The sequence below is a fragment of the Nocardioides pelophilus genome (assembly GCF_014180685.1).
Lineage (GTDB): Bacteria > Actinomycetota > Actinomycetes > Propionibacteriales > Nocardioidaceae > Nocardioides > Nocardioides pelophilus.
In genome coordinates this window covers 72,646-96,225 of record NZ_JACEHF010000003.1, presented here as the reverse complement: position 1 = coordinate 96,225, position 23,580 = coordinate 72,646, and the positions used below count along the sequence as shown (strand labels likewise).

The 23,580-nt window shown below is 72.1% G+C and carries 24 protein-coding genes; 10 read left to right on the top strand and 14 right to left on the bottom strand.

Annotated elements, in window-relative coordinates; all coding sequences use genetic code 11:
* The first annotated feature begins 58 nt into the window (after positions 1 to 58).
* The 4 genes from H0488_RS01960 to H0488_RS01945 are packed head-to-tail and all read left to right on the top strand — an operon-like array spanning position 59 to position 3,279.
* Positions 59 to 496 carry a WXG100 family type VII secretion target gene (locus H0488_RS01960; protein ID WP_183097589.1) on the top strand — a complete coding sequence of 146 codons (438 nt, stop codon included), beginning with the start codon at positions 59 to 61 and terminating at the stop codon, positions 494 to 496.
* Complete coding sequence (locus H0488_RS01955) at positions 493 to 1,329, top strand: hypothetical protein (RefSeq protein ID WP_183097588.1); 837 nt, start codon at positions 493 to 495, stop codon at positions 1,327 to 1,329. The genes H0488_RS01960 and H0488_RS01955 overlap by 4 nt, the downstream gene beginning before the upstream one ends.
* Positions 1,329 to 2,822, top strand: a complete 1,494-nt coding sequence (locus tag H0488_RS01950) for a hypothetical protein (protein WP_183097587.1) — start codon at positions 1,329 to 1,331, stop codon at positions 2,820 to 2,822. The genes H0488_RS01955 and H0488_RS01950 overlap by 1 nt, the downstream gene beginning before the upstream one ends.
* Before the next feature lie 10 nt (positions 2,823 to 2,832).
* Positions 2,833 to 3,279: a hypothetical protein gene (locus tag H0488_RS01945; RefSeq protein ID WP_183097586.1), complete on the top strand. Its 447-nt coding sequence runs from the start codon at positions 2,833 to 2,835 to the stop codon at positions 3,277 to 3,279.
* A 22-nt stretch (positions 3,280 to 3,301) separates the two neighbouring features.
* Here H0488_RS01945 and H0488_RS01940 read toward each other — a convergent pair whose 3' ends face one another.
* The 3 genes from H0488_RS01940 to H0488_RS01930 form a co-directional block, all read right to left on the bottom strand.
* The gene (locus H0488_RS01940) at positions 3,302 to 4,306 is read right to left on the bottom strand and encodes a DUF2510 domain-containing protein (RefSeq protein WP_183097585.1); all 1,005 of its coding nucleotides are present in this window, start codon (positions 4,304 to 4,306) and stop codon (positions 3,302 to 3,304) included.
* A gap of 67 nt (positions 4,307 to 4,373) precedes the next feature.
* On the bottom strand, positions 4,374 to 5,444 hold the full coding sequence (gene hisC / locus H0488_RS01935) for a histidinol-phosphate transaminase (protein WP_183097584.1): 1,071 nt from the start codon (positions 5,442 to 5,444) through the stop codon (positions 4,374 to 4,376).
* Positions 5,445 to 5,491: 47 nt separating this feature from the next.
* Positions 5,492 to 6,415, bottom strand: coding sequence for a dimethylarginine dimethylaminohydrolase family protein (locus H0488_RS01930; RefSeq protein ID WP_183097583.1), 924 nt, complete (start codon positions 6,413 to 6,415; stop codon positions 5,492 to 5,494).
* Between the two features lie 89 nt (positions 6,416 to 6,504).
* On the opposite strand from H0488_RS01930, the gene H0488_RS01925 reads away from it, so the two are divergent.
* The 3 genes from H0488_RS01925 to H0488_RS01915 all read left to right on the top strand — a co-directional run bounded on the left by H0488_RS01925 (position 6,505) and on the right by H0488_RS01915 (position 8,268).
* Positions 6,505 to 7,188 (top strand): GntR family transcriptional regulator, encoded by a 684-nt coding sequence (locus H0488_RS01925; protein WP_183097582.1) that lies wholly within the window; start codon positions 6,505 to 6,507, stop codon positions 7,186 to 7,188.
* Positions 7,189 to 7,345: 157 nt separating this feature from the next.
* Positions 7,346 to 7,744, top strand: coding sequence for a phage holin family protein (locus tag H0488_RS01920; RefSeq protein ID WP_183097581.1), 399 nt, complete (start codon positions 7,346 to 7,348; stop codon positions 7,742 to 7,744).
* 2 nt (positions 7,745 to 7,746) lie between these two features.
* Positions 7,747 to 8,268: a low molecular weight protein-tyrosine-phosphatase gene (locus tag H0488_RS01915; RefSeq protein ID WP_312856169.1), complete on the top strand. Its 522-nt coding sequence runs from the start codon at positions 7,747 to 7,749 to the stop codon at positions 8,266 to 8,268.
* Here the strand turns inward: H0488_RS01915 and H0488_RS01910 are convergent.
* Complete coding sequence (locus tag H0488_RS01910; RefSeq protein ID WP_183097580.1) at positions 8,237 to 9,007, bottom strand: helical backbone metal receptor; 771 nt, start codon at positions 9,005 to 9,007, stop codon at positions 8,237 to 8,239. The genes H0488_RS01915 and H0488_RS01910 overlap by 32 nt on opposite strands.
* 110 nt (positions 9,008 to 9,117) lie before the next feature.
* On the opposite strand from H0488_RS01910, the gene H0488_RS23820 reads away from it, so the two are divergent.
* Positions 9,118 to 12,591, top strand: a complete 3,474-nt coding sequence (locus tag H0488_RS23820) for a methylmalonyl-CoA mutase family protein (protein ID WP_312856168.1) — start codon at positions 9,118 to 9,120, stop codon at positions 12,589 to 12,591.
* A 343-nt stretch (positions 12,592 to 12,934) separates the two neighbouring features.
* Here H0488_RS23820 and H0488_RS01895 read toward each other — a convergent pair whose 3' ends face one another.
* From H0488_RS01895 to H0488_RS01875, 5 genes are all read right to left on the bottom strand, one after another.
* Positions 12,935 to 13,276: a hypothetical protein gene (locus tag H0488_RS01895; protein WP_183097579.1), complete on the bottom strand. Its 342-nt coding sequence runs from the start codon at positions 13,274 to 13,276 to the stop codon at positions 12,935 to 12,937.
* 10 nt (positions 13,277 to 13,286) lie between these two features.
* Positions 13,287 to 13,451 (bottom strand): hypothetical protein, encoded by a 165-nt coding sequence (locus tag H0488_RS01890; RefSeq protein WP_183097578.1) that lies wholly within the window; start codon positions 13,449 to 13,451, stop codon positions 13,287 to 13,289.
* Positions 13,448 to 15,013: a radical SAM protein gene (locus H0488_RS01885; RefSeq protein WP_220794098.1), complete on the bottom strand. Its 1,566-nt coding sequence runs from the start codon at positions 15,011 to 15,013 to the stop codon at positions 13,448 to 13,450. The genes H0488_RS01890 and H0488_RS01885 overlap by 4 nt, the downstream gene beginning before the upstream one ends.
* Positions 15,010 to 15,747, bottom strand: coding sequence for a prolipoprotein diacylglyceryl transferase (locus H0488_RS01880; RefSeq protein ID WP_183097577.1), 738 nt, complete (start codon positions 15,745 to 15,747; stop codon positions 15,010 to 15,012). Before H0488_RS01880 ends, H0488_RS01885 begins: the two co-directional genes overlap by 4 nt.
* A gap of 73 nt (positions 15,748 to 15,820) precedes the next feature.
* On the bottom strand, positions 15,821 to 16,165 hold the full coding sequence (locus H0488_RS01875) for a YrdB family protein (RefSeq protein ID WP_220794097.1): 345 nt from the start codon (positions 16,163 to 16,165) through the stop codon (positions 15,821 to 15,823).
* A gap of 40 nt (positions 16,166 to 16,205) precedes the next feature.
* On the opposite strand from H0488_RS01875, the gene H0488_RS01870 reads away from it, so the two are divergent.
* A complete protein-coding gene (locus tag H0488_RS01870; protein WP_183097576.1) occupies positions 16,206 to 17,402 on the top strand; it encodes a flavin monoamine oxidase family protein in 1,197 nt (398 codons plus the stop codon).
* Here H0488_RS01870 and H0488_RS01865 read toward each other — a convergent pair.
* The 5 genes from H0488_RS01865 to H0488_RS01845 are packed head-to-tail and all read right to left on the bottom strand — an operon-like array spanning position 17,392 to position 23,132.
* Complete coding sequence (locus H0488_RS01865) at positions 17,392 to 18,387, bottom strand: alpha/beta fold hydrolase (protein WP_183097575.1); 996 nt, start codon at positions 18,385 to 18,387, stop codon at positions 17,392 to 17,394. The two genes, H0488_RS01870 and H0488_RS01865, sit on opposite strands and share 11 nt — an antisense overlap.
* Positions 18,384 to 19,898: a WS/DGAT/MGAT family O-acyltransferase gene (locus H0488_RS01860; protein ID WP_183097574.1), complete on the bottom strand. Its 1,515-nt coding sequence runs from the start codon at positions 19,896 to 19,898 to the stop codon at positions 18,384 to 18,386. Before H0488_RS01860 ends, H0488_RS01865 begins: the two co-directional genes overlap by 4 nt.
* A complete protein-coding gene (locus H0488_RS01855) occupies positions 19,898 to 21,532 on the bottom strand; it encodes an AMP-binding protein (RefSeq protein ID WP_183097573.1) in 1,635 nt (544 codons plus the stop codon). The genes H0488_RS01860 and H0488_RS01855 overlap by 1 nt, the downstream gene beginning before the upstream one ends.
* Positions 21,529 to 22,335 (bottom strand): lysophospholipid acyltransferase family protein, encoded by an 807-nt coding sequence (locus H0488_RS01850; protein ID WP_183097572.1) that lies wholly within the window; start codon positions 22,333 to 22,335, stop codon positions 21,529 to 21,531. The genes H0488_RS01855 and H0488_RS01850 overlap by 4 nt, the downstream gene beginning before the upstream one ends.
* Complete coding sequence (locus H0488_RS01845) at positions 22,332 to 23,132, bottom strand: esterase/lipase family protein (RefSeq protein ID WP_183097571.1); 801 nt, start codon at positions 23,130 to 23,132, stop codon at positions 22,332 to 22,334. Before H0488_RS01845 ends, H0488_RS01850 begins: the two co-directional genes overlap by 4 nt.
* A 201-nt stretch (positions 23,133 to 23,333) precedes the next feature.
* On the opposite strand from H0488_RS01845, the gene H0488_RS01840 reads away from it, so the two are divergent.
* Positions 23,334 to 23,546 (top strand): hypothetical protein, encoded by a 213-nt coding sequence (locus tag H0488_RS01840; protein ID WP_183097604.1) that lies wholly within the window; start codon positions 23,334 to 23,336, stop codon positions 23,544 to 23,546.
* Positions 23,547 to 23,580: the final 34 nt, after the last annotated feature.

Genomic DNA, 23,580 nt, shown 5'->3' with positions numbered 1-23,580 from the left:
CAAAATCCTCCCATGCGCCCGGGTTTGGCCGCGGCGCGCTCTGGACAGCCTCCGACCCATGGCTCTCGGCGGCGACCCGGACGATCTCCGGGCACTGGCCTCACGGTTGCGCACCCGCGCCGACACCCTCGACGACAGGGCGACGACGATGCGCACCCGGCTCGAGGACGTGCACTGGTCCAGCAACGCGGCACGGAGCTATCGCCGCCGGCTCGGCGAGGACGCGGCCGCGGTGACCGCGGTCGCCGACCGGCTCGACGAGCTGGCCCGCGACTTCGACGACCTCGCCGACACCCTCGAGCACCGTCAGCGGCTGGTCGGACTCCTCGTCGAGGCCGGGATCGAGAGCGCGCAGGAGGCCGCGGAGGCCGTCGCCGACGGGCTGCACGACTTCGCCGACTCCGCCGAGGACGTGCTCAAGGACATGGGCGAGAAGGGCAGGAAGCTGCTGGAAGGCCTGGGCGACGTCGTCTCGGCAGTGGTGCCCGGGCTATGACGACCACCCTCGAGCGCCGGCCGGGAGCGCTGCGCGCCGAACTGACCGAGCCGGAGTGGCGCGCGCTGGCCGGCTCCGCGGACCAGCTGCCCCCGCCGCTCCGGCCCCTGGCCGGCCTGTCCGTCGTGTCCGGGCGGGTGGCGGACCCGGCGGCGGCGCTGACCCAGGCGGTCGGGCTGCTGACGACTCCCCAGCCGTTCCGCGCAGTGGTCTCGTCGACGGTGACCGACGGTTCGTCGTACGGCCTGCTCGCTGCGATCGCGGCCGACGCGGCTGCGGGCGCGGCCGTCGTGCGGGCGCTGGTGCCGAGCCAGAGCGTTGCGGACCTCTCCGGCGACGGCCCCGTCGCCGCGGTCGAGGGGGTGCAGGTGCGGGCGTTCCGGCCGGACCGGCTGGTCGCCGAGACGCTGCGGCTGTTCCCGCCGGACCCCCCGATCGCGACTGCCGGCGCCGGAGCGGCGGACGACCGGCCGCGCTCCCCCGTCGTGTCGATCGCAGCGCCCGACGTCCGCGCGCTCGCCCGGGCCGTCGCCGACGACGACCACGCCCTGCTCGCGGGGGTCGCCGACCTCAACGGCTGGGACGAGGTCCCTCCCCTGCTGGTCGCGCTGGCCGAGCGGGTCCGGGCCACGGTCACCCTCTCGCTGCAGCAGGTGGGTCGACCGACGCTGCACGCGACCTGGCTCCAGTGCGACCTCGGGTGGGCGCACACCAGCGTGCGGGCCGGCCGGGTGCGGCACCAGCTGCGCACCCGCACCGAGATCGGTGACGACCTGACCTCGCTCTACGCCGGCGCCTACACCCTTGCCGCCCGAGCCGCGGGGGGCGTCTGATGGGCGACGAGGACCTCGGGCTCAGCGGCGGGAGCGGGAGCATCCAGGCCACCACCGACGACATCCGCGGCTACGCCGGCCAGATCGACGACGCCGGGGACGACCTCACCGACGCCGCCACGCAGCTCGCCGGGCTCCTGATCAGCGGCGACCTGGCCCAGGCCATCGTGCTCGCGCCGGTCGAGGTGGCGCGGCTCGAGGGCGACCTGACCGCCGCGTCGGTCAGCCCGAGCGGACCGGGCGCGACCGCGCTCCGGATGGAGGTCTCGGCGCGCCTGTGGCGGCTCGCGGCCGAGGGCTACGACCTGGTCGACGCGACCCAGCAGGTCGCAGCCGACCTCATCGACGCCGGGATCGACGTGCTCGCGTTCGTCGCCGGACCGGAGCTGCTGGCCGGCGCGCTGCTCGTCGCCGCCGCCAAGAACCCGGACCTGGTGGCCGCCCTGGCCAGCGGCGACAAGGACGCGATCCTCGCCGAGCTCAACGAGACCGCGTTCGAGGAGCCGTGGCTGCAGGAGCTGCTCACCCGGACCGCGGGCGGCACCGTCCAGGGCCTCGCCTTCCGGCTCGAGGCCCTGGTGCCGTTCGTCCCGCCCGGGACGCTGACCCTGCTCACCGGCGGCAGCTGGCCCTCGCTCGACTACGAGGACCAGGTCGCGGGGATCATCGCGCTCGGCAACCTGTTCGGCGCGTTCGAGGACTCCGGCGAGTTCGAGGTCGCTCCGTCCGGCGACGAGCCGATCGGCCTCGACGGTCGGCTGACCGAGGACCACTTCCTCGAGGACCTGCTGACCCTCCAGGGGCGGGTCAGCGACGTCGACCAACGGGTCGGCGTGATCCGCAGGTACGACGACGCGGGCAACGTCGTTGGCTACATCGTCCAGATCCCCGGAACCCAGGCCTGGGGCCCGGTCCGCGGCGACAACCCCGTCGACCTCACGTCGAACCTGCTGCTCGAGGCAGGCCAGTCGACCCAGACCCAGGCGCTCGTCATGGAGGCCTTGCGGCAGGCGATGGCCGCCGACGGCTACACCCCGGGACAGGACGGCCTGCCTCCGGTGATGGTGGGAGGTCACAGCCAGGGAGGGATCACGGCGGCCGCGATCGCGAGCAACCCCGACTACCAGGAGGACTTCAACATCACCAGCGTCTACACGGCGGGCTCGCCGATCGCGCGGTTCGACCTGCCCGAGGACGTGTCCGTGCTGTCGCTGGAGTACGAGGAGGACGTCGTACCCAAGCTCGACGCGCGGGACAACCCCAGCCGCTCCCACTGGCTCACCGTCACCGACTCCCTCGGCGACGAGGGCGTGCCGCCCGACGTCGGTGCCGCGCACACCGACTACTACGACGACCTGGGCGCCGACCTCGACGCGTCGAGCGCCGAGGAGCTGGAGCGCTGGCGCCGCGAGAACTCCGTATTCTTCGGCAGCGCCGAGAATGGCGGCGACGGTGGAGCCGACAGCACCTACTACGAGATCGTTCCGAAGTGAGGCAGGAAGCATGGGCACGAGGTTGACCGGCACCCTGCTCGTGGTGGCGATCGCGGTCGCGCTGATGACCGGCTGCCTGCCGGGCGGCGAGGACGACGACGCCGGTTACGAGCCCGTGCCGGACGAGGAGCTCTACGCGGAGATCGCCGCCCTCGAGGGCGTGCAGGAGGTCGACATCCGGTTCGTGGAGGGCTTCGGGCGCACCAACAACTACGGCGGCGAGCTCACCGTCGCCGATCCCGATCGGGCCCTCGAGCTGCTCGACCGCGCGATCGCGATCCTGTGGCAGGGCCGCGAAGGAGCGCTGGCGGACCTGCTGGTCCTCGGCCCGGACCGCCAGCTGCTCCACTACACGAGCGACCTCGGTCTGCGGAAGCCCGCCGACTACGAGGACCGCTACGGCCCCCAGCCGGGCACCGGCGAGCCGCCGGAGGGGTCGGTCGGCGAACCGCGCTGACCCTCCGGGCGGCCCAGGTGCGTCAGGGAGTGACCGTGAAGAAGTCGGAGAACTCCGAGAAGTAGTCGGACAGGTACGACTCGATCTCCGACGGGTCGGTCGGGAAGTCCGTGGGGAAGTCGGTCGGGAAGTCGGTCGGGAAGTCCGTCGGCAGATCCGTCGGGAGGTCGGTCGGCAGATCCGTCGGCAGATCCGTCGGAAGGTCGGTCGGCACCTCCGGCTCCTGGATCTCGTCGATCTTCCACTCGTCGTCCTCGATGACCATGTCGAGCGTGATCGTGGCGGCGTCGCCGCCGAAGGTGAGCGCGACCGGCACCGTCGCGGTTCCGGCCTCGTCGTCGATCGTGGCGGGCGCCACCGTGTGGGTGAAGTCGACCGGCATCTCCTCGACCTCGCAGGCGCCCTCCTCCTCGAGCAGCCGCTCGGTCACGAGCTCCTCGGCCGTCTCGCAGTCGTTGGCCTTCACGGCGAGCATGAACTGGTCGGCGACGTCCTCGGGAGAGGTGTCCGGCAGGCCGTCCTCGCCACCGGTCTCGCTGCTGTCGTCACCGCCCTTGTCGTTGTACTTCTTGTCGTCGTCGCCGCGGAGGAACACGGCCCACGACCCGACCGCGAGGACCGCGATCAGCACGACGGCTCCGACCACGCCGAGCACGATCAGCAGGCCCTTGTTGCCGCCGCCGCTGGACGAGGGGGGCGGGAAGCCGGGACCGCCCGGACCGCCCGGGCCTCCGGGGAACGACGGCTGCGGGACGGCGCCGTACGGCGAACCGGGCGCACCCGACGGCGCACCCGACGGGGGCGGGCTCGACGGAGGCGTGGCCGCCGGCCACCCGGACGGCTCGTTCGACTGCACGGGGAACTGCGCCGTCGGCGTCGGCCCGGAGGGGCTGACCTGGGTGGCTTCCGCGCCGATCCCACCGGATCCGGGCTGGACGTGGTCGGTCCACGACGCGCCGTCGAACCAACGCATCGTGCCGCTCTGGTCGGCGTACCAGCCGGGCTGGCTGGGGGTCTCTCCGGGCACCGCTACTCCTCGAGGCGTCAGGCAAAGTTGGGCCAACCGTAGCCATCCGCGGCGCTGCGGTCGATGGTCAGGCCGGCGGCCGGATGCTCTCGAGGATCCCGACCAACCGGTCGGTGGCCTCCGGCTCGCCGACGCTGACCCGCAGGCCCTCCCCCGCGAACGGGCGGACCGCGAGGCCGGCGTCACCGAAGGTGGCGGCCAGCTCGGCGGTCCGGTCCCCCACGTCGAACCACACGAAGTTGCCCTGCGGCTCGGGGACCGACCAGCCCGCGGCGGTGATCCCGGCGACCAGCCGGTCCCGCTCCGCGACGAGCGAGTCGACCCGCGCGAACAGCTCGTCGACGGCGGCCAGGGACGCCACCGCAGCCGCCTGGGCGACCGACGAGACGCCGAACGGCAGCGAGACCGCGCGCAGGGCGCCCGCCACATCGGCGTCGGCGACGGCGTACCCGACCCGCAGCCCGGCCAGGCCGTAGGCCTTGGAGAAGGTGCGCAGCAGCACGACGTTGGGGTGGCTGCGGAGCAGAGCGAGCCCGTCGACCGGGTCGGCCATCCGCACGAACTCGAGGTAGGCCTCGTCGACGACGACGAGCACGTCGTGGCTCACCCCGTCGACGAAGGCGGCCACCTCGGCGTGGGTGAGCGCCGGGCCGGTCGGGTTGTTGGGCGTGCAGAGCAGGACCACGCGCGTGCGCTCGGTGACCGCCGCCGCCATCGCCGCCAGGTCGTGGCGACCGTCGGCCGTGACCGGCACCTTCACCCCGGTCGCCCCCGACGCCGTGATCGCGATGGGGTAGGCCTCGAACGAGCGCCAGGCATGGACGACCTCGTCACCGGGCCCGCAGTAGGCGGAGAGCAGGTGGTAGATCAGCGCCACCGAGCCGGTCGCCGCGGCGAGCTGGTCGGTGCCGACCCCGAGCTTGGTGGCGAGCGCGTCGTAGAGCGCGACGCATCCCATGTCGGGATAGCGGTTCATCGCCGCGGCCGCCTGCTCGGCCGTGGCCAGCACCCCGGCCAGCGGCGGGTAGGGGTTCTCGTTCGACGAGAGCTTGTACGTCGTCAGCCCGGGTCGGGCCACCGGCAGCTTGCCCGGGACGTACGGCGGGATCTCCCGCACATGAGGCAGCGGTTCGACCATCACACCCTCCGTTGGTTGAGGAAGTCGCTCTGCGACTGTCTCGAAACCTACGCCGCCGGGTTCTCCCGTTCCGAGGGCGCCGCGACCACCCGGCCACCGATCACCGGCTCGAGCTCGCGCCCGAGCGTGATGTCGAGCGGGTTGGTCAGGCAGCGCACCGAGCCGCCGCCGAGGTGGAACTCCGACACGTCGACGAGCACGACCTCGTAGCCCCACTCCTCCAGCTGGGCGCGGACGCGCGGCGGGCAGGCCGGCATCACGACCGTCTGACCGACGACGACCGAGTTGGCGCCGAGGGTCCCGATCGCCTCCTCCTCGGTGATCAGGAGCGGCTCGGGCACCAGCGCGAGCAGCGCCTCGGCCGACGCCGGCTCGAGGGCGTCGGGGCAGACGATCGCGCGGCGGTCGTCGAGCGGGCAGAAGGCCAGGTCGAGGTGGTACATGCCCGGGTGGGTGATCCGCACGCCGCGGACCGTCACGCCGAGGTCGGCCGCGAGGTGCTTGAGCGCGAGCTCGTCGGTGCGCGGGCCGATGCCGACCACCAGGTCGCCGGCGTACGGGAAGGCGTCGCCGGCCTCGAAGTGAGCGCCGACGCCGTCGCGCCCGACGTACGACGTCGCGAACCCCTGGGTCTCGAACCAGCGCTGGGCGCTCGGGGTCTCGTTGCGCCGCTGCGCGAACCGCATGTGCGACATCACGACCGACCGGCGCCCGGGGCCCTCCCACTCGGGGCGCAGGACGGCCAGGCCCAGATTCATCGCGTAGACCATGTCGGGGCTGTCGGCCCGGCCCGGGATGACGTCGACGGTCGCACCCGCGCTGCGCAGCGTGTCGACCAGCGTGTGCCACTGGGCCTCGGCGCGTTCGGGGTGGGGCTGGACGGCCGGGTTCATGAACGGATTGATGGCGTACTCGATCCGAAACTGCGACGGCTCGACCATCGCGTAGTGCCGACCCCAACCCAGCGTCATCCTTGTTCCTCCCGACCGCAGATAGATTGTCAGACAATCTGACAATGAGACAGCATACAGCCACGGAGCCGATGCGTGACAATGGGTGGATGCCGACCAGCCAGCCCCGGTTCGAGACGCTCAGCGTCGAGCACGCCTCGACCGTCGAGCGGGTGACCGCCGAGCTGCGCCGCGCCGTCTTCGAGGGCGAGGTCGAGAGCGGAACGCCGCTCCGCGAGATCGCGCTCGCCGAGTCGCTCGGCGTCTCGCGGCCCACGGTGCGCGAGGCGCTGATGGCGCTGGTCGCCGAGGGGCTCGCGACCCGCGAACCCAACCGCGGCGTCAGCGTCGCCACGCCGCGGGCCGAGTCGGTGCGCGACGTCTGCGCCGCCCGATGGGTGCTCGAGGGCGCCGGCGTGCGCGCCTGGCCGACCGCGAGCGACGCGACCCGCAAGCGGGTGCGGCAGACCCTGGAGGCCTACACCAGCGCGGTCCGCAGCGGGAAGGCGTCGTACGAAGAGCTCAACGAGCGCCACCTCGCCTTCCACGTCTCCCTGGTGGAGCTCACCGGCAGCCCGCGGATGGTGCAGATGGCCGAGAGCCTGATGGACGAGCTGAAGCTCGCACTCGCCCAGGTCGACCGGGTGCGGCGCAACGCCCACGACCAGGCCGAGTCGCACGAGCCGCTGGTCCGCCTGCTCGAGGACGACGACCTCGACGGCGCCTACGAGTTCCTGCGCCGCCACATCGACGACGCGGCCGAGGAGATCGTCGAAGCACTCGCGCTGACCTGACCGCTCGCCGCTGGTTGAGGTGCGAGCGGAGCGAGCCGCCGCCGCTGGTTGAGGTGCGAGCGGAGCGAGCCTCGAAACCAAGGCGCCTTGGTTTCGAGGCTCGTCGCTAGCGCTCCTCGCACCTCAACCAGCGGCGACGGCCTGTAACACTGTCCGCATGGTCGCGTTCCTCGCCCGCTGGGCGATCACGGCAGTCGCCCTCTCCCTCGCAGCCCAGGTCATGGACGGCATCTGGTTCAGCGGCCCCGACCAGGGCCAGGCCGAGCTCGAGGAGAAGCTGCTCCCCCTGCTCGGAGTGGCGTTGATCCTCAGCCTGGTGACGGCGTTCGTGAAGCCGGTGCTCACGATCCTCTCGATCCCGTTCATCCTGCTGACGCTCGGCCTCTTCCTGCTCGCGATCAACGCGTTCCTGCTGGTGCTGACCGACTGGATCGCCGACCTGTTCGACGTCGGCTTCCACGTCGACGGGTTCTGGTCCGCGGTCGGGGGCGCGATCATCATCAGCATCACCACCTGGGTCCTCGACGCGCTGGTCGGCGTCGACGAGGACGAGTGAGCGTGGCGGTCCGCCTGCCCGCCCCGCGCGAGCCCGGGCGCTACCGGATCGCCCTGGTCTGCCTCGGCAACATCTGTCGCTCGCCGATGGCCCACGTCGTGCTCGCATCGCGGGTCGCCGACGCCGGCCTCGACGACCGGGTGAGCGTGGTCAGCTCCGGCACCGGCGACTGGCACGTCGGCCACCCCATAGACCGGCGGGCGGCGGCACTCCTCACCAGCGAGGGGTACCCGGCCGACGCAACCTCGGCCCACCGCGCCCAGCAGGTGCGTCGCTCGTGGCTGACCGAGCACGACCTGCTGCTGGCGATGGACTCCCAGAACCTGACCGACCTCCGCGCGCTCGGCGGCGACCGAGTCGACGGCGACCGGGTCCGCCTGTTCGGCGACTTCGACCCCCTCGACCCCGGCGCCGAGGTCCCCGACCCCTACTACGGCGGAGCCGACGGATTCGGCGTCGTCCTCGCGATGGTCGAGCGCACCTCCGACGCGATCACGGCTGCGCTGCGCGCGGAGCTGGGGTAGTCCCGAGGGCGGGTCGCGCCTCGACCAGAGCGGGGCCGTACCAGGTGAGGAGGCGGCCGGGGACGAGCCGGGTCGGGGTCCGCGCGAAGGCCTCCGGGCCGTCCTCGGCGGTGAAGAGGTAGGGCTCGTCCGGGAGCAGGACCAGGTCGAGGTCATCGCGGTCGAGGTCGGCGAGGTCGACCTTCGGGTAGCGCTCGACGCTCCCCGCGAAGGCGTTCTCCCAGCCGAGCCGCCGCACCAGGTCGCCGGTGAAGGTGCGGGCGCCGACCACCATCCAGGGGTCGCGCCAGATCGCCACCGCGACCCGCTGGGTCACCGCGGGCGGCGGTCCGTCCCAGAGCGCGCGGGCGCGGCCCAGCCACTCCGGGCGCGGCCAGCCGAGCGCCACCTCGTACAGCCGCTCCAGCGAGTCGAGCGCCTGCGGCACGGTCTCGATGTCGGTCACCCAGACCCGTACGCCGGCCTCCCGGAGCCGGCGTACGTCGAGCTCGCGGTTCTCCTCCTTGTTGGCGACGACCAGGTCCGGGGCCAGCGCTCGCACGGCCGCCAGGTCCGGGTTCTTGGTGCCGCGGACCCGGGGCACGTCCAGGTCGGAGGGGTGCGTGCACCAGTCGGTGGCGCCGACCAGCGCCTCCGGGCGGTCGGTCGCCAGCGCCTCGGTGATCGACGGCACCAGCGACACCACCCGCGCGGCGACGCGCGGGCCGTCGTACGGCGTGCCGAGGTCGTCCACCCTCATGGCGAGGACGTTACCCACCGGTCCGTCGGGAATTTAGTAGGACGTCCTAGCAATGAGATACTAGGACGTCCTACTATTGCGGTGGAGACCCCCGACGAAGGAGATCAGCGGTGCCTGACCTGCACAAGCCGACCAACCCGGTGCGCCTGGTGACCGCGTCGAGCCTGTTCGACGGGCACGACGCGGCGATCAACATCATGCGGCGCATCTTCCAGAGCCAGGGCTGCGAGGTCATCCACCTCGGGCACAACCGATCGGTCGCCGAGGTGGTCGAGGCGGCGCTGGAGGAGGACGCGCAGGGCGTCGCGGTGTCGTCGTACCAGGGCGGCCACGTGGAGTACTTCGAGTACCTCGTCGAGCAGCTGCGCAGCCGCGGGGCCGGGCACGTCAAGGTCGTCGGCGGTGGCGGCGGCGTGATCGTGCACGACGAGATCGACCGGCTCCGGAGGTCGGGCGTCACCATCTTCTCCCCCGAGGACGGCCAGCGGATGGGCCTGCCGGGGATGATCAACTCCGTCGTCCGCGAGTGCGACATCGACCTGCTGACGGTGCGCGGGGTGAGCGCCGACGAGGTGCTCTCCGGGGAGCGGGGCGCCGTCGCCCGCGCGATCACCGCCGCGGAGTCCGGCCGTCTCGACGAGGAGGTCCTGACCCGCCTGCGCAGCGCCGCCGAGGGCCGCAAGGTCCCGGTGCTCGGCATCACCGGCACCGGCGGCAGCGGCAAGAGCTCGCTCACCGACGAGCTGGTACGCCGGCTGCGGATCGACCAGCACGACAAGATCCGGGTCGCCGTGCTCGCCGTCGACCCGACCCGCCGCAAGGGCGGAGGCGCCCTGCTCGGCGACCGGATCCGGATGAACAGCCTCGACCTCAACGGCCCCGGCCTGGACCGCGACCGGGTGTTCTTCCGCAGCCTCGCCACCCGCGGCGCGCACGAGCTGCCCGACCACCTCGGCGACGTGCTCACGGTGCTGAAGGCGGCCAGCTTCGACCTGGTGATCGTCGAGACGCCCGGCATCGGCCAGGGCGACGCCGCCGTCGTCCCGTTCGTCGACACCAGCCTCTACGTCATGACGCCGGAGTACGGCGCCGCCTCCCAGCTCGAGAAGATCGACATGCTCGACTTCGCCGACGCGGTGGCGATCAACAAGTTCGAGCGCCGCGGCGCCGCCGACGCGATGCGCGACGTCGCCCGCCAGTTGGTGCGCAACCGCGAGGCGTTCGGCTCCTCCCCCGACGACATGCCCGTCTTCGGCACCTCCGCGGCGACCTTCGACGACGACGGGGTCACCGCGCTCTACCAGTTCCTCCGCGGGCTGCTGGCCGAGCACGACCTCGCGGTCGGTGCCGGCGAGCTCGCGCCGGTGACCACCAAGAGCTCGACCCGGATCCAGTCGGTCCTGCCTGCCGACCGGACCCGCTACCTGGCCGACATCTCCCAGACCGTCCGCGCCTACCACCAGCAGACCGAGTTGCTCGCCGAAGCGGCGCGGCGTGCCCAGCGGCTGGCCGAGGTCGCCGAAGAGATCGCGGGGTCTCGTGACGGTCGCAGAGCGACCTCCTCGACCAACGACGGGAGCGACGCGGGGTCTCGTGACGGTCGCAGAGCGACCTCCTCGACCAACGACGGGGGCGACGCGGGGTCTCGTGACGGTCGCAGAGCGACCTCCTCGACCAACGACGGGGGCGACGCGGGGTCTCGTGACGGTCGCAGAGCGACCTCCTCGACCTCCGACTCGACCTCCGACTCGACCGACGTCTCGACCGACGTCTCGTTGGTCGAGGAGCTTGCGCAGCAAGCGTCACGAGACCTGCCGGCCGAGCTGCGCAGCCAGCTCGACGCGTGGCCGGGGATCGTCGAGTCCTACACCGGCGACGAGCAGGTCGTGACGATCCGGGGCAAGGAGATCCACACGACGCTGACGAAGGAGTCGCTCAGCGGCAGCCACATCCCGCGGGTCGCCGTACCCACCTTCGTCGACCACGGCGAGCTGGTGCGGTTCTGGCGTAGGGAGAACCTCCCGGGCTTCTTCCCCTTCACCGCCGGCGTCTTCCCGTTCAAGCGCGACAACGAGGACCCGGCGCGGATGTTCGCCGGCGAGGGCGACCCGCTCCGCACCAACCGCCGGTTCAAGCTGCTCTCCGAGGGCCAGCCCGCCACCCGGCTGTCGACGGCGTTCGACTCGGTGACGCTCTACGGCCGCGACCCCGGCGAGCGCCCCGACATCTACGGCAAGATCGGCACGTCCGGCGTCAGCGTCGCGACGCTCGACGACATGAAGACGCTCTACGACGGCTTCGACCTGTGCTCGCCCACGACGTCGGTCTCGATGACCATCAACGGCCCGGCGCCGACGGTGCTCGCCTTCTTCCTCAACACGGCGATCGACCAGCAGGTCGACAAGTTCCGGGAGCGCGAGGGCCGCGAGCCGTCGGCAGCGGAGCGGGAGGAGCTGGCGGCGTACGCCGTCTCGACCGTCCGCGGCACCGTGCAGGCCGACATCCTCAAGGAGGACCAGGGCCAGAACACCTGCCTGTTCTCCACCGAGTTCTCGCTGCGGTGCATGGCCGACATCCAGGAGTGGTTCATCGAGCACGGGGTGCGGAACTTCTACTCCGTCTCTATCTCCGGCTACCACATCGCCGAGGCCGGGGCGAACCCGATCAGCCAGCTCGCCTTCACCCTGGCCAACGGCTTCACCTACGTCGAGTCCTACCTCGCGCGGGGCATGGACATCGACGACTTCGCGCCCAACCTGTCGTTCTTCTTCTCCAACGGCATGGACCCGGAGTACACCGTGATCGGCCGGGTCGCGCGCCGGATCTGGGCGGTCGCGATGAAGGAGCGGTACGGCGCCAACGAGCGCTCGCAGAAGCTGAAGTACCACGTGCAGACCTCGGGCCGCTCGCTGCACGCGCAGGAGATGGCGTTCAACGACATCCGCACCACCCTGCAGGCGCTGTGCGCGATCTACGACAACGCCAACTCGCTGCACACCAACGCCTACGACGAGGCCGTCACCACCCCCACCGACGAGTCGGTACGCCGCGCCCTCGCTATCCAGATGATCATCAACCGCGAGTGGGGGCTGGCCATGAACGAGAACCCGCTCCAGGGGTCGTTCATCGTCGACCAGCTCACCGACCTGGTCGAGGCGGCCGTGCTCGCCGAGTTCGACCGGATCTCCGAGCGGGGCGGCGTGCTCGGCGCGATGGAGACCGGCTACCAGCGCGGTCGGATCCAGGACGAGTCGATGGTCTACGAGCACCGCAAGCACGACGGGACGCTGCCGATCATCGGGGTCAACACCTTCCGCAGCCCGACCGCCGACGACGGCACGCCCGACCACGTCGAGCTCGCCCGCGCCACCGAGGACGAGAAGCGCGCCCAGCTCGAGCGGGTCGAGGCGTTCCGCGCGACGCACGTCGACGACGCCGAGGCCGCGATCACCCGGCTCAAGGAGGCCGCGACCAACGGCGACAACGTGTTCGCCGTACTCATGGACGCGGCCCGGGTGTGCTCGCTCGGCCAGATCACCGATGCGTTCTTCGAGGTCGGCGGCCAGTACCGCCGGAATGTCTGAGGCCAGCCGACAGCGAGGAACGAGCTGTCGGCGTCGGCCGAAGAGGTTGAGGGCGCGCGCGCCTGCGAGCTTGTGAGCAGGGGCGACCGCGCGTCTCGAAACCTAGGAGGCCAGCCGACAGCGAGGAGCGAGCTGTCGGCGTCGGCCGAAGAGGTTGAGGGCGCGCGCGCCTGCGAGCTTGCGAGCAGGGGCGACCGCGCGTCTCGAAACCTAGGAGGCCAGCCGACAGCGAGGAACGAGCTGTCACTGCCGACCCGGCTCGAACTCAGGCCCCAAACCCGCCGGCCCGGCTCCAACTTGGAGCCGGGTCGGCGGGTTTTCGAGACGAGTTGGAGCCGGGTCGCTAGTAGGTCGACTCGCTCAGCAGGTAGATGAAGCCGGCGCAGATGCCGCCGAGGACGATCATCGTCAGCGCGGCGCCGATCAGGGTGCCGACGCCCCACGGCCGGGTGTTGCGGTGGAAGAGGAACGGCACCGGGATGAGGAGCGGCGCGACGAGCCCGGCGATCAGGCCGATCGCGAAGGGCGTGTCGCTGTACTCGTCGCCGTAGGACGACGCGGTGCCACCGATCCAGATGCCGACGACCGGGCAGAGGACGGCCAGGGCCGGGCCGATCACGAGGCCACCGAGGACGTAGCCGAGCGTCTTGTTCGTCTTGTTGGACGAGCCGGTCGGGTCGCTCATGTCGTCTCCTTCATCGGATCCACCACCACGTCCCGGCGACCAGGCCGACCAGGAGCAGCACCGCCAGGGCCGTCGCCGTGATCCGCGTCCGGCACCAGTAGCGGTGCGCGCACACATCGCCCTCGGCGTCGTACGCCGGCGCCCGCTGGGGCTGGACCTGCCGGGGATCGCTCATCGGCCGGTCGCCGTCGACAGCCGGGTGCGCGCCAGCGGCACCCAGGCCTGCAGGGCGCAGAACGGCGCGCACTGGTGGGCGCCGGACTCCTCGTTGACGGTGGCGACGTGCACGCAGCACTGCGTGAGCCGCTCCTCGATCATCGTGTTCATGTCCATGAACGGCTTCACGGTGACCCGCAGCACCCGCTCGGCGAGCAGCGCGCGCAGCCGTTGCCGCTGCCCCGGGAGCCTGGACGCGGCCAGCGTGGCGAGGGTCCCGATGCCGAGGTCGCAGTGCTGGCAGACGTCGCGCCAGATCGACGCCATCGACGGATGGCTCAGGCTCGACTGCTCCGACAGCAGGTCGAGCAGCGAGTCCTTCACGATGGTGCGCATCGCGGCCGGGATCGTGTCGTCGGCGATCCGGTTGGCGAGCAGGTCGGGCTCGAGGTCGAGCCACTGCTTGAGGCGGTCGTGGCCGATGAGCGACACCAGCGATCGCCAGCTGCCGGCGTCGTCCTTGAGCAGGTAGCCGACCGAGCAGCAGTGCGGGTGGCTGCACGGCAGGGCGGTGAGGTCGCGCCAGGTCACCAGTCCGCCGGTCTGGTCCTCGAGCCGGGCCAGCACGCCGGTGTGGGTGAGCCGGTCGAGCGGGTCGATGCCGCTGCCGCGCCCGCTGCCGAACACCGGCTGGATGGTGACGCCGCCGACGTACGGCGTGTCCAGCGCCCGCTTGAGCACGAACCCGATCTCGTCGTCGTTGACCCCGAGGGCCGCCGTCATGGTCAACGTGGTGAAGATGCCGCGGGAGGACAGCCGCTCGATCGCGTCCTCCTTGAAGCGGCGGATGTCCGCGCCGCGGTGGTGCGTCGACGCCTCGGCGGAGTGGCCGTCGTACTGGAGGTAGACCTCGACCCGCTCCCGGTGCAGCGTCAGCAGGTCGAGCAGCGCGTCGTCGCGGGCCACCAGCAGGCCGTTGGTGTTGATCAGGATCCGCACCACGGGGCGGCGGGTGACCTCGTCGAGCAGCTCGGCCAGGTGGGGATAGAGGGTCGGCTCGCCTCCGGAGAGCATGAGTACGTCGATCCGCCCGTTCTCGCGCGCGAGGCGGGCGTCGATCGACGCGAGCACCTGGTCGAGCGGCGCCACGCTCGCCAGGGCAGGCGACGACTCGGCGAAGCAGGTCGGGCACTTCAGGTTGCAGTGGTCGAGGAGGTCCTCGAGCAGGATGCAGGTGTGCTGCGACTGCATCTCGGGCAGCCCGTCCTCGTAGGCCGCCGGCACCGGCTTGAAGTTCCCGATCCGGTCAGGGGTGTGCACCTTGGTGGGCGCGGTCCACTGCTCGAGGTAGGTGAGGATCTCGGGCGACTCGTCGTAGAGGGTGCGCACCAGGCCGTGCACCGCGCAGCCGCGCTCGAGCCACACCCGGTCGGCGTGGACCGACAGCCAGCCGGAGAGGCGCGGCACCTCGGCGAGCGGACGGTCGGGCTGCTCCTCGTGGCACAACGGGCAGAACGCGTTGACGTAGCGGTGGATGCGCCCTTCGCGCAGCGGCATCCCCGAGCCGCGGCTCTCGCTCATGCGGCCAGCCGCTCGGCGGGGGCCGGCCGCAGCCCGTCGTACGCGCCCTGCCGCCACTGCCAGGCGATCCGCGCCAGGAGCAGGGGGATCGTGCAGAGCAGGAAGAGCTGGGGCCGGGTCATCCCCAGCCACGCCACCTCGTTGCCGCGGACGATCTCGACGAGGAACCGGAAGACGCCGTACGCGGCGACGTACCAGACGAAGGTGGTGCCGGGCGGGAGGTCGGCGTGCCGCAGCCACAGCCAGAGCGCGAGGAACGCGGCGAGGTGGAAGGCGATCTCGTAGGCGAACGACGGGTGCCGCCCGTCGATCGCCCACGGTACGTCGGTGCGGGTGCCGGGCAGCTCGGTGAGCAGGCAGCCGATCCGTCCGACCGCCATGCCGAGCGCGACCGCGGGGGCGAACAGGTCGCCGGTCCGCAGCGGGTAGCGCGCGATCCGCTTGGCGACGTGCACGCCGAGCCAGGCCCCCACCAGCCCGCCGAGGATCGAGCGGTTGCCGTAGACCCACTGCTCGGCCAGGGACGCGTTGGCGCGCAGGTCGACGTGCTGGGCCCACGTGCCGAGCCGCATGAGCAGCGCCCCGCCGACGAGCGCGCCGGCGACGACGTAGATCAACCGCTCGTCGGTCTGCCCGCGGCGCCGCGCCTCGATCACGAAGACCACCACCGCCACGGCCACCCCGAGGCCCACGAACAGCTCGTGGGTCGGCAGCGGTCCGATCCGGGGCAGCATGCGCCACATCCTCACACGGGTCTGCCGTCATTCGGATGAGCCTGGCTGGTCCGGTCGTCGCGCCGGGTCGGCGTCACTCCTGGTCGACGAGGACCCGGATGCTGGGAAGCAGCGCGAGGGCATTGACGACGACGGAGAACGCGAGGAACAGGACCGCCCAGGTCTCGTGGTCCGAGTCCCAGAGGGCGAGCGCGGCCAGGCCGAAGACGATCACCTTGGCGACCGGGCGGACCACCGTGCCGCCGTACGGCGCCTTGGGCGAGGCGAGGAAGAACCAGGTCAGCATCGCCGCGAGCGGCAGCGACCAGACGAGCAGCCAGCGCGGGTCGTGGTCCCAGCCCCAGATCCCGAACGCCGCCATCGCGAGCAGTTCGTCGACGAACACCAGCCCGAGCACGATCCAACCGAAGACAGCCACGTGTCGATCAAACACCGCTCAGGTCCGTCATGCTGGCACCGTGCGGATCGGCGTGGTGGGTGCGGGGCTGGCAGGACTGGCGAGCGCGTGGTCGCTGCACCGGGCCGGCCACGAGGTGGTCGTGCTGGAGGCGCGCGACCGGGTCGGCGGGCGGACCTGGTCGGCGACGCTCCCGAACGGGGTCGTGGTCGAGCGGGGCGGCGAGTGGATCGACGCCGACCAGCACACGATCCGCCGGACCTGCGCCGAGCTCGGCCTGCCGCTGGCGCCGCACGGCGTGCGCTTCCACCGGCGTCGGGTGAACGGCGCCGTCCCGACGGTGGACGACCTCGAGCGCACCCTCACCGCGGTCGCCGCCCACATCCCCGCCGAGGACACGACGGTCGCGGCGGCGTTCGCTGCTGCGCTCGGTGAGGAGTACGACGGCGACCCGGCCTACCTGCGGATCGCGACATCGACCGCGGGCGACCCCCGGTCGGCCAGCGCCCGCTTCCACGTCGCCCGGGCGGAAGGGGCCCGCGTCGACGCTGCCGTGCGGGTGGTGGGCGGCAACCAGCGGATCGCCTCGGCGCTGGCCGCGTCTCTCGGGGACCGGGTCAGGCTCGGGACGCCGGTGACCGGCGTCGCGATCGACGGGGCGCGTGTCCTGCTGACCACGGATCGCGAGTCGCTGGCGGTGGACCGGGTCGTGGTCGCCGTACCCCTCTCCCTGCTCGACGAGCTCGCCTGGGAGCCCGGCTTTCCCGAGGTGTGGCAGGAAGGCCTCGAGGGCGTCGCCACCGGCACCGCCGTGAAGCTGTCGGTCCCGACGACCGACCGCACCCGGCCCGCCGGCGTCCAGCACCCGGCCCTCGCGTGGTGGGCGTGGAACTCGCTGGACCCGGCCGGCGACGCCGGGGTCCCCGCGGTGTCGTGCTTCGCCGGCGGCGACGCGGCCCGCGAGCGGCTCGCCGTCGCCGACGGACCCGACGCGTGGCTCGCCGCGCTGGCGGCGCTCCGCCCGGACCTCGAGCTGGTCGTGGGCGATGCGCTGCTCACCGACTGGACCAGCGACCCGTGGACGCGCGGCGGCTACTCCTACGTGCTCGCCGGCCGCTCCGCCAGCGCCGCCGAGGCGCTCCAGCGACCGGTCGGTCCGCTGGTCCTCGCCGGTGAGCACACCGCCGGACTGCACTCGGGGACGATGGAGGGCGCGCTGCTCAGCGGCCTCCGGGCGGCACGGGCGATCAGCCGCTAGCGACGCCCTTGTCCCCGGTCGCCTGCGCGAAGGCCGCGTCCACGACCTCGTCGACGAGGTCGAGGAAGATCGGCTTCCACCGGTCCAGGTCGAAGACCAGCGACGCGTGACCGCCGGGCGACTCCCGCACGATCGCGCCGGGGATCCGGGCGGCCAGCCGTCGCTGTCGCTCGGTCGGGATCGCCCGGTCGTGCCCGGTGACCAGCACCCCGGTCGGCACGTCGACGTCCTTGATCCACGCGGTCGCGTCGAACTTCCCGAGCTCGGACATGACCACCGGCAGCGACCAGAGGCTGGTCGAGCGCAGCTCGGACATGCACCAGGCGCGCAGCCCGGCCAGCGCCGCATCCTCGGCCGGCGGCGGGAGCGTCTCGGCGTGCACGCGGACCTTGTCGGCCGCGATCGAGAGCAGGCCCTCGTTGGCGACGCGGAGCATCAGGAAGAACACCCGCTCGCCCATGTGGCCCTTCCACCGGGCGGCGGTCGAGCAGAGCACCAGACCGGCGACCCGATCGGGGTGCCGGTGCCACAGCACCTGGGCGCTGGCCCCGCCCATCGAGTAGCCGACCACGACCGCACGGTCGATGCCGAGCGCGTCGAGCACGGCGACCGCGTCGTCGGCGCAGTCGTCGAGCGTGAACGACTCCGACCGGATCCCCCGCCCGTGCCAGCGCTGGTCGAACGTCACCACCCGGTAGTGCTGCTGCAGCTCCTCGAGCACCGAGAACCACGTGAGCGGGCCGGTGGTCGCGATCCCGTGCATGAGCAGCAGCGTCGGCGCACCGGGCGTCGGACCGGGCAGGTCGAGCACGTGGGTCGTGCCGCGACCGGGCAGGTCGAGAGCACGGCCCTGCGGGGGCACGGGTACGTCGGGCACGGCCCCGTCGCCGAGCTTCCGCAGCCCGATGACGAGCACCTTCGCGCCCACCCGTGCCGCACCCCGGCCGGCCTTCACCGAGTACCTGCCGATGGTCCTGTAGGTCATGCAGACTCCTGGTCTCCGTGCGGGTGGTCCCCGTGCTGGTCGTGCCGGTCGTGCTGGTCCTGCCGCGCCTGGCCCTCCGGGACGGCCTCGGCCGCCTCGTCCGGTTCGGGCTCCCCGAGCAGCTCCGCCAGCGCGTCCGGGAAGAACGACGCCAGCACCTCCACGTCCGGCAGCAGGTCCGGGCAGGTGAGGAGCGAGAAGTTCATCCGGTCGACGTACGACCAGACGGTGACGTTGAGGCCGATCCCCTCGGTCAGCGGGCCGACGCTGAAGACGTCGGCGAGCTGCGCGCCCGCGATCTTCACCCGTTCGCGGGGTCCGGGCACGTTGGAGACGATCACGTTGAACGCGGACGCGTGGAGCCGCGCGCCCCGCAGCCGGGAGTAGGCGCGCACCAGCGCGGCGAAGGGCGCCGGCGGCGTGAACTGCGACCACTCCATCAGCGCGGCTCCCAGCCTGTGCGAGATCGCCTTCGCGTGCCTGGTCGTGGTCGAGATCTCCTGCAGCCGCGCGGCCGGGTCGTCGATGTCGGTGGCGAGCGTGGTGAACAGGTTCGAGACGTTGTTGCCGATCAGCCGCGGCTCGATGTCCGCCGCATCGAGGCCCACCGGCACTCCTGCGGTCAACGAGGACCGCGGGTGCTCGTCGTGGAGGTCGAGCCACCGCCGGAGCGCGCCCGAGGTCACGGCGAGCACCACGTCGTTGAGCGTCAGCCCCTCGATGTCGGCGTGCACGGCGCGCACCCGCTTCAGGTCGGCGAGCGGCATGGTCACGGTCGCGAAGCTGCGGCGCGGCGTCAGCGGACGGTTGAACGACGTGCGCGGCGCGTCCTTGACCGGCAACGGCACCGATCCGTCCATCCGGCGGCGGTAGCGGACGACGGCCGCGAGCCGCCGCACCGTGCTGGCGACGAGCCGCGGGAAGTCGAGCAGCTGGCGGGCGCCGTCGCGGAGCGCGTGCCGCACGAGCAGGCTCCTGCTCGGGTCGTCGACGCCCTCGGTCGCCTCCGTCCGCACGGAGGTCCGCAGGTCCGTCGAGCTGACGTCCATCACGTTGGCGAGCATCGCGTTGGCGGCGAGCCCGTCGGCCATCGCGTGGTGGATCTTCCCGACGATGGCGACCTTCCCGTCGGCGAGTCCCTCGCACAGGTGGAGCTCCCACAGGGGAACGCTCCGGTCGAGCGGCGTGCTGCAGATCTCGCCGATCAGGCGCTCGAGGTCGCGCATCGTGCCCGCCCCGCCGATGTCGTGGCGGAAGAAGTGGCGGGCGGGATCGATCTGCCGCTGGGTGACGAGCACGGGGTGGTGGAGCGCGAACGGCACGGGTACGACGCGGCGGCGCATCGGAGGGAGCAGCCGCAGCCGCTCGGTCATCATCTCGATCAGTCGTTCGAAGGTGTTGTCGGAGGACGGTTCGAGAACCGCGATCTTCAACGTGTGCATGTGGGTCGACGGGGTCTCCATGTAGAGGAACCCCGCGTCGCCACCAGCCATCCGACTGATCGAGCTCATCAGGTCACCCCGGGCAGGTCGCGCGCGACCACCTTGCCGGACGCGTTGCGCGGCAGCTCGTCGAGCAGCACCACGTCCCGCGGCACCTTGTAGCCCGCGAGCCGCGCCTTCACGTGGGAGCGGACGACGTCGGGGTCGACCGCGTCCGGCTGCGCCGGCACGACGTACGCCGCCAGCCGCTGGCCGAACGCCTCGTCGTCGACGCCGACGACCACGACCTCGCGCACCCCCGGCAGCTCGCCGATCGCGCGCTCGACCTCGACCGGGTAGACGTTCTCGCCGCCCGACACGATCATGTCGTCGTCGCGACCGACGACGTACAGCCGGCCCTCGGCGTCCATCCGGCCGACGTCGCCGGACACCATGAACCCGTCGAGCGACGCCTTCGTGTCGCCGGCGGTGTAGCCGTCGAACTCCGACGCACCACGCACCAGGATCCGGCCGACCTCGCCCGTCGGCACCTCCCTGCCGTCGTCGTCGACCAGGCGCACCGTCGTACCGGTGACCGGCCGGCCGGCGGTGTCGGAGGCGTGCCGCAGGTCGGCGGGCGCGGCGACGCTGATCTGGCCGGCCTCGGTCGCGTTGTAGCTGTTGTAGACCTTGTCGCCGAACCGGTCCATGAAGGCGACGACCGCCTCGCCCCGCATCCGCGAGCCGCTCGCGGTGACGAACCGGACGCTGTCGAGCGTGTAGCGGTCGAGCACCTCGGCCGGGAGCTCCATGATCCGCTCGAGCATGACCGGCACCAGCGCGATGCCGGTGGCGTGGTGCTGGTCGGCGAGCGCGAGCGTCGCCTCCGGGTCGAACCGGCGGCGAAGCACGATGGTGCACGCCATCGTCGCGCCGATCACGAGCTGCCCGAAGCCCCACGCGTGGAAGGTCGGCGCCGCGACGACGACCGTCTCCCCGCCGTGCCACGGGATCCGCTCGAGCATCGCGGCCAGCTCCTCGGGCCCGCCGCCGCTCCGGGTGGCGCCCTTGGGCGTGCCGGTGGTCCCCGACGTCAGGAGTACGACGCGCCCCGGGCGGCTGTGCGGCGGCTGCTCGCCCCGGTGGGCGTCGATCAGCCGATCACCGGTCGGGAGCTCACGGGTCGCGGTCTCGTCGTCGACCCAGCTCAGCACCTCGGTCAGGCCGGGGATCCGGTCGCGGGCGTCGGCGACCAGGCCGGCGAACTCCTCGTCGTACACGATCAGCGTGGCGTGCTCGCGCTCGAGCACCTCGGCGAGCTGCGGGCCGGAGAACCCCGTGTTGAGCAGCAGGCCCGGCACCCCGAGCCGGCCGGCGGCGAGGAACGCGTCGACGAACCCGCGGTGGTTGCGGCACAGGATCGCGACCGAGGTCGGGGGCAGGTCGCTCACCGAGGCGAGGCCGACGGCGAGGGCGTCCGCGCGGTCCTGGATCTCCTGCCAGGTCAACGAGCCGCGCTCGTCGATCAGCCCGATGCCGTCGGGTCGCCGGTTGGCCGCGAGCGCGAAGCCGGTGGTCGCGTGCGGGCCGTAGCGGCGCAGGATCCGCGTCATCCCGACGTACCGGTCCGGCCGCATCGGCCCGATCATCCTGCTGCGGAGCAGGTGACCGGTCGCCCACAGCTGGGTCCGCAGCTTGCCGCGTGCCTTCGTCGGGGCAGTCATCCCAGCACCGGGAACCTTCGCTCGTGCGCCAGCTGGTCGAGGGCGTCCTGCATCCGCGTGCGCACGACCTCGTCGACCTCGGCGATGCCATCGGTCTCAGCGTCGGGCCCGAACTCGGCCACGATCTCGGCCGGGTGGATCGGCTCGAGCACCTGGGTCACGATCTTGGTCGGCAGCGGGATGTTGCCGACGCCGGCCGGCACCAGGCCGAAGGGGAAGCCGATGGTCAGCGGCATCAGGTCGGTGCGCATCACCTTGCGCAGCGGCGACAGCCGGCCGAGCCACTGGCCGCGGGTCAGGTGGAACTGGGCCTCCTGCCCGCCGATTGACACGACCGGAACGATCGGGACGCCGGCCGCGAGCGCGGTCCGGACGTAGCCCTTCCGGCCCTCGAAGTCGATGACGTTGGCCTTGAGGGTCGGGCGGAACGTGTCGTAGTCGCCGCCGGGGAAGACGATCGTGACCGCGCCCGAGGCGAGCACCTCGCCGGCGCTCGCCCGGTCGGCGGGCACGAAGCCGAACTTGCGGAACAGCGGGCCGGCCGCACCGGTGAACAGCATGTCGTGCGCCAGGCAGTAGAGCGGCCGGTCGGGACCGAAGGTCTCGGCGAAGGCCACGGCGATGACGGGCACGTCCATCGCCATCAGGCCGCCGGAGTGGTTGCCGACCATCAGTGCGCCGCCGTCCGGCACCCGGTCGATGTCGCGCACCTCGGACCGGAAGTAGCCCTTCATGGCCAGCTTCAGGAACGGGAGGACCTTCGCGATGTACGCCGGGTCGCGCTGGTCGAGGTCGCCGCTCATGGCCGTGCCCACTTCCGGGTCAGGGCCTCGCGCCAGGAGAAGTCCCGCCAGTTGTCGGGGTCCTGGGACAGCCGGTCGACCACCACGTCGAGGACCAGTGGGTTCGCGACCATCCCGACGTGGCTGCTCAGGACGGCGACGTTCTCGGCCGGCGGGTGGGTCGCCGGGTCCACGGCGCACCCGCGCCACGGCACGATGCCGTCGCTCTTGGAGTAGACCGCCGTGCACGGCACCGGCACCGGCCCGCGCAACAGGTCGACCATCGGGCGCGCCCGGTCGGAGATCCCGTGCTTGCGACGGGACCGCTCGAACATCCCGGTCGCCCGGGTCTTCTCGCCCTCGGCCCGCCACGGCGAGCCGAGGCACACGATCTGGCGGACGTCGCCGGGGTAGGTGTGGGCGAGCCACCGCGCGAGGACGCCGCCGAAGCTCCAACCCACCAGGCTGACCGGCTCGTCGTACTGCTTGCGGATGGCCTCGAAGCGATCGATCAACCCGTCGATCTTGCTGTCGGTGAGGCCGATGTTGGAGCCCAACCCCCAGCCGTGGACCCGGAAGTCGTGGCGCTTGAGGTGGCTGCGGAGGCGTCCGGTCATCCCGTCGGTCGCCGAGAAGCCGGGGATCACCAGGACCGGCCGCCCGTCACCGCTGGGGCGGCGCGGAGCCACCAGGTCGACCGCGTGCGACGCGGCGAGCTCGCCCGCCACCCGGGGCAGCTCGAGGAACAGCAACCCGCGGTGGGGACCGCCGGCTGCCCGGCCTGCGTCGGAGCCTTGCTCGTCTTGGAAGTCGTACACCCGGTCCCCCGTAAATCTAGAACACGTTCTACTCTTGGTCCGAGTATGCGGCTCAGCGCGCCGACACGCCAAGCCCCGGACCTGTGACCTCCGTCCCGCGCGTGCGTCCTTTGGCGAATGTAATGACAATCACGGGCCGTGACACCGGGTTGTAACCACTCGTTCGTTGAAACTGCAGTTTCGGTGGGCACTCTTGGTGACATGAACGAGACGACCACTTCTGAGACCCAGACGGGCCGTCGCATCGCCTCGAGCAAGCCGGCCGACACCGTCGACCGGAGCCTCGAGCGCCGCGCCGCCCTCCGCGACCGCCACTCCCAGGGCCTGACCCGGCTGATGGAGCAGCGCACCGACCTGCGTGGGGTGCACGCCCTCGCCGACTTCGTCGACGACTCGGTGCGCTGGACGGCCTGACCACCGCGTCCGGCGGGCCCCTGACCCCCGGTGC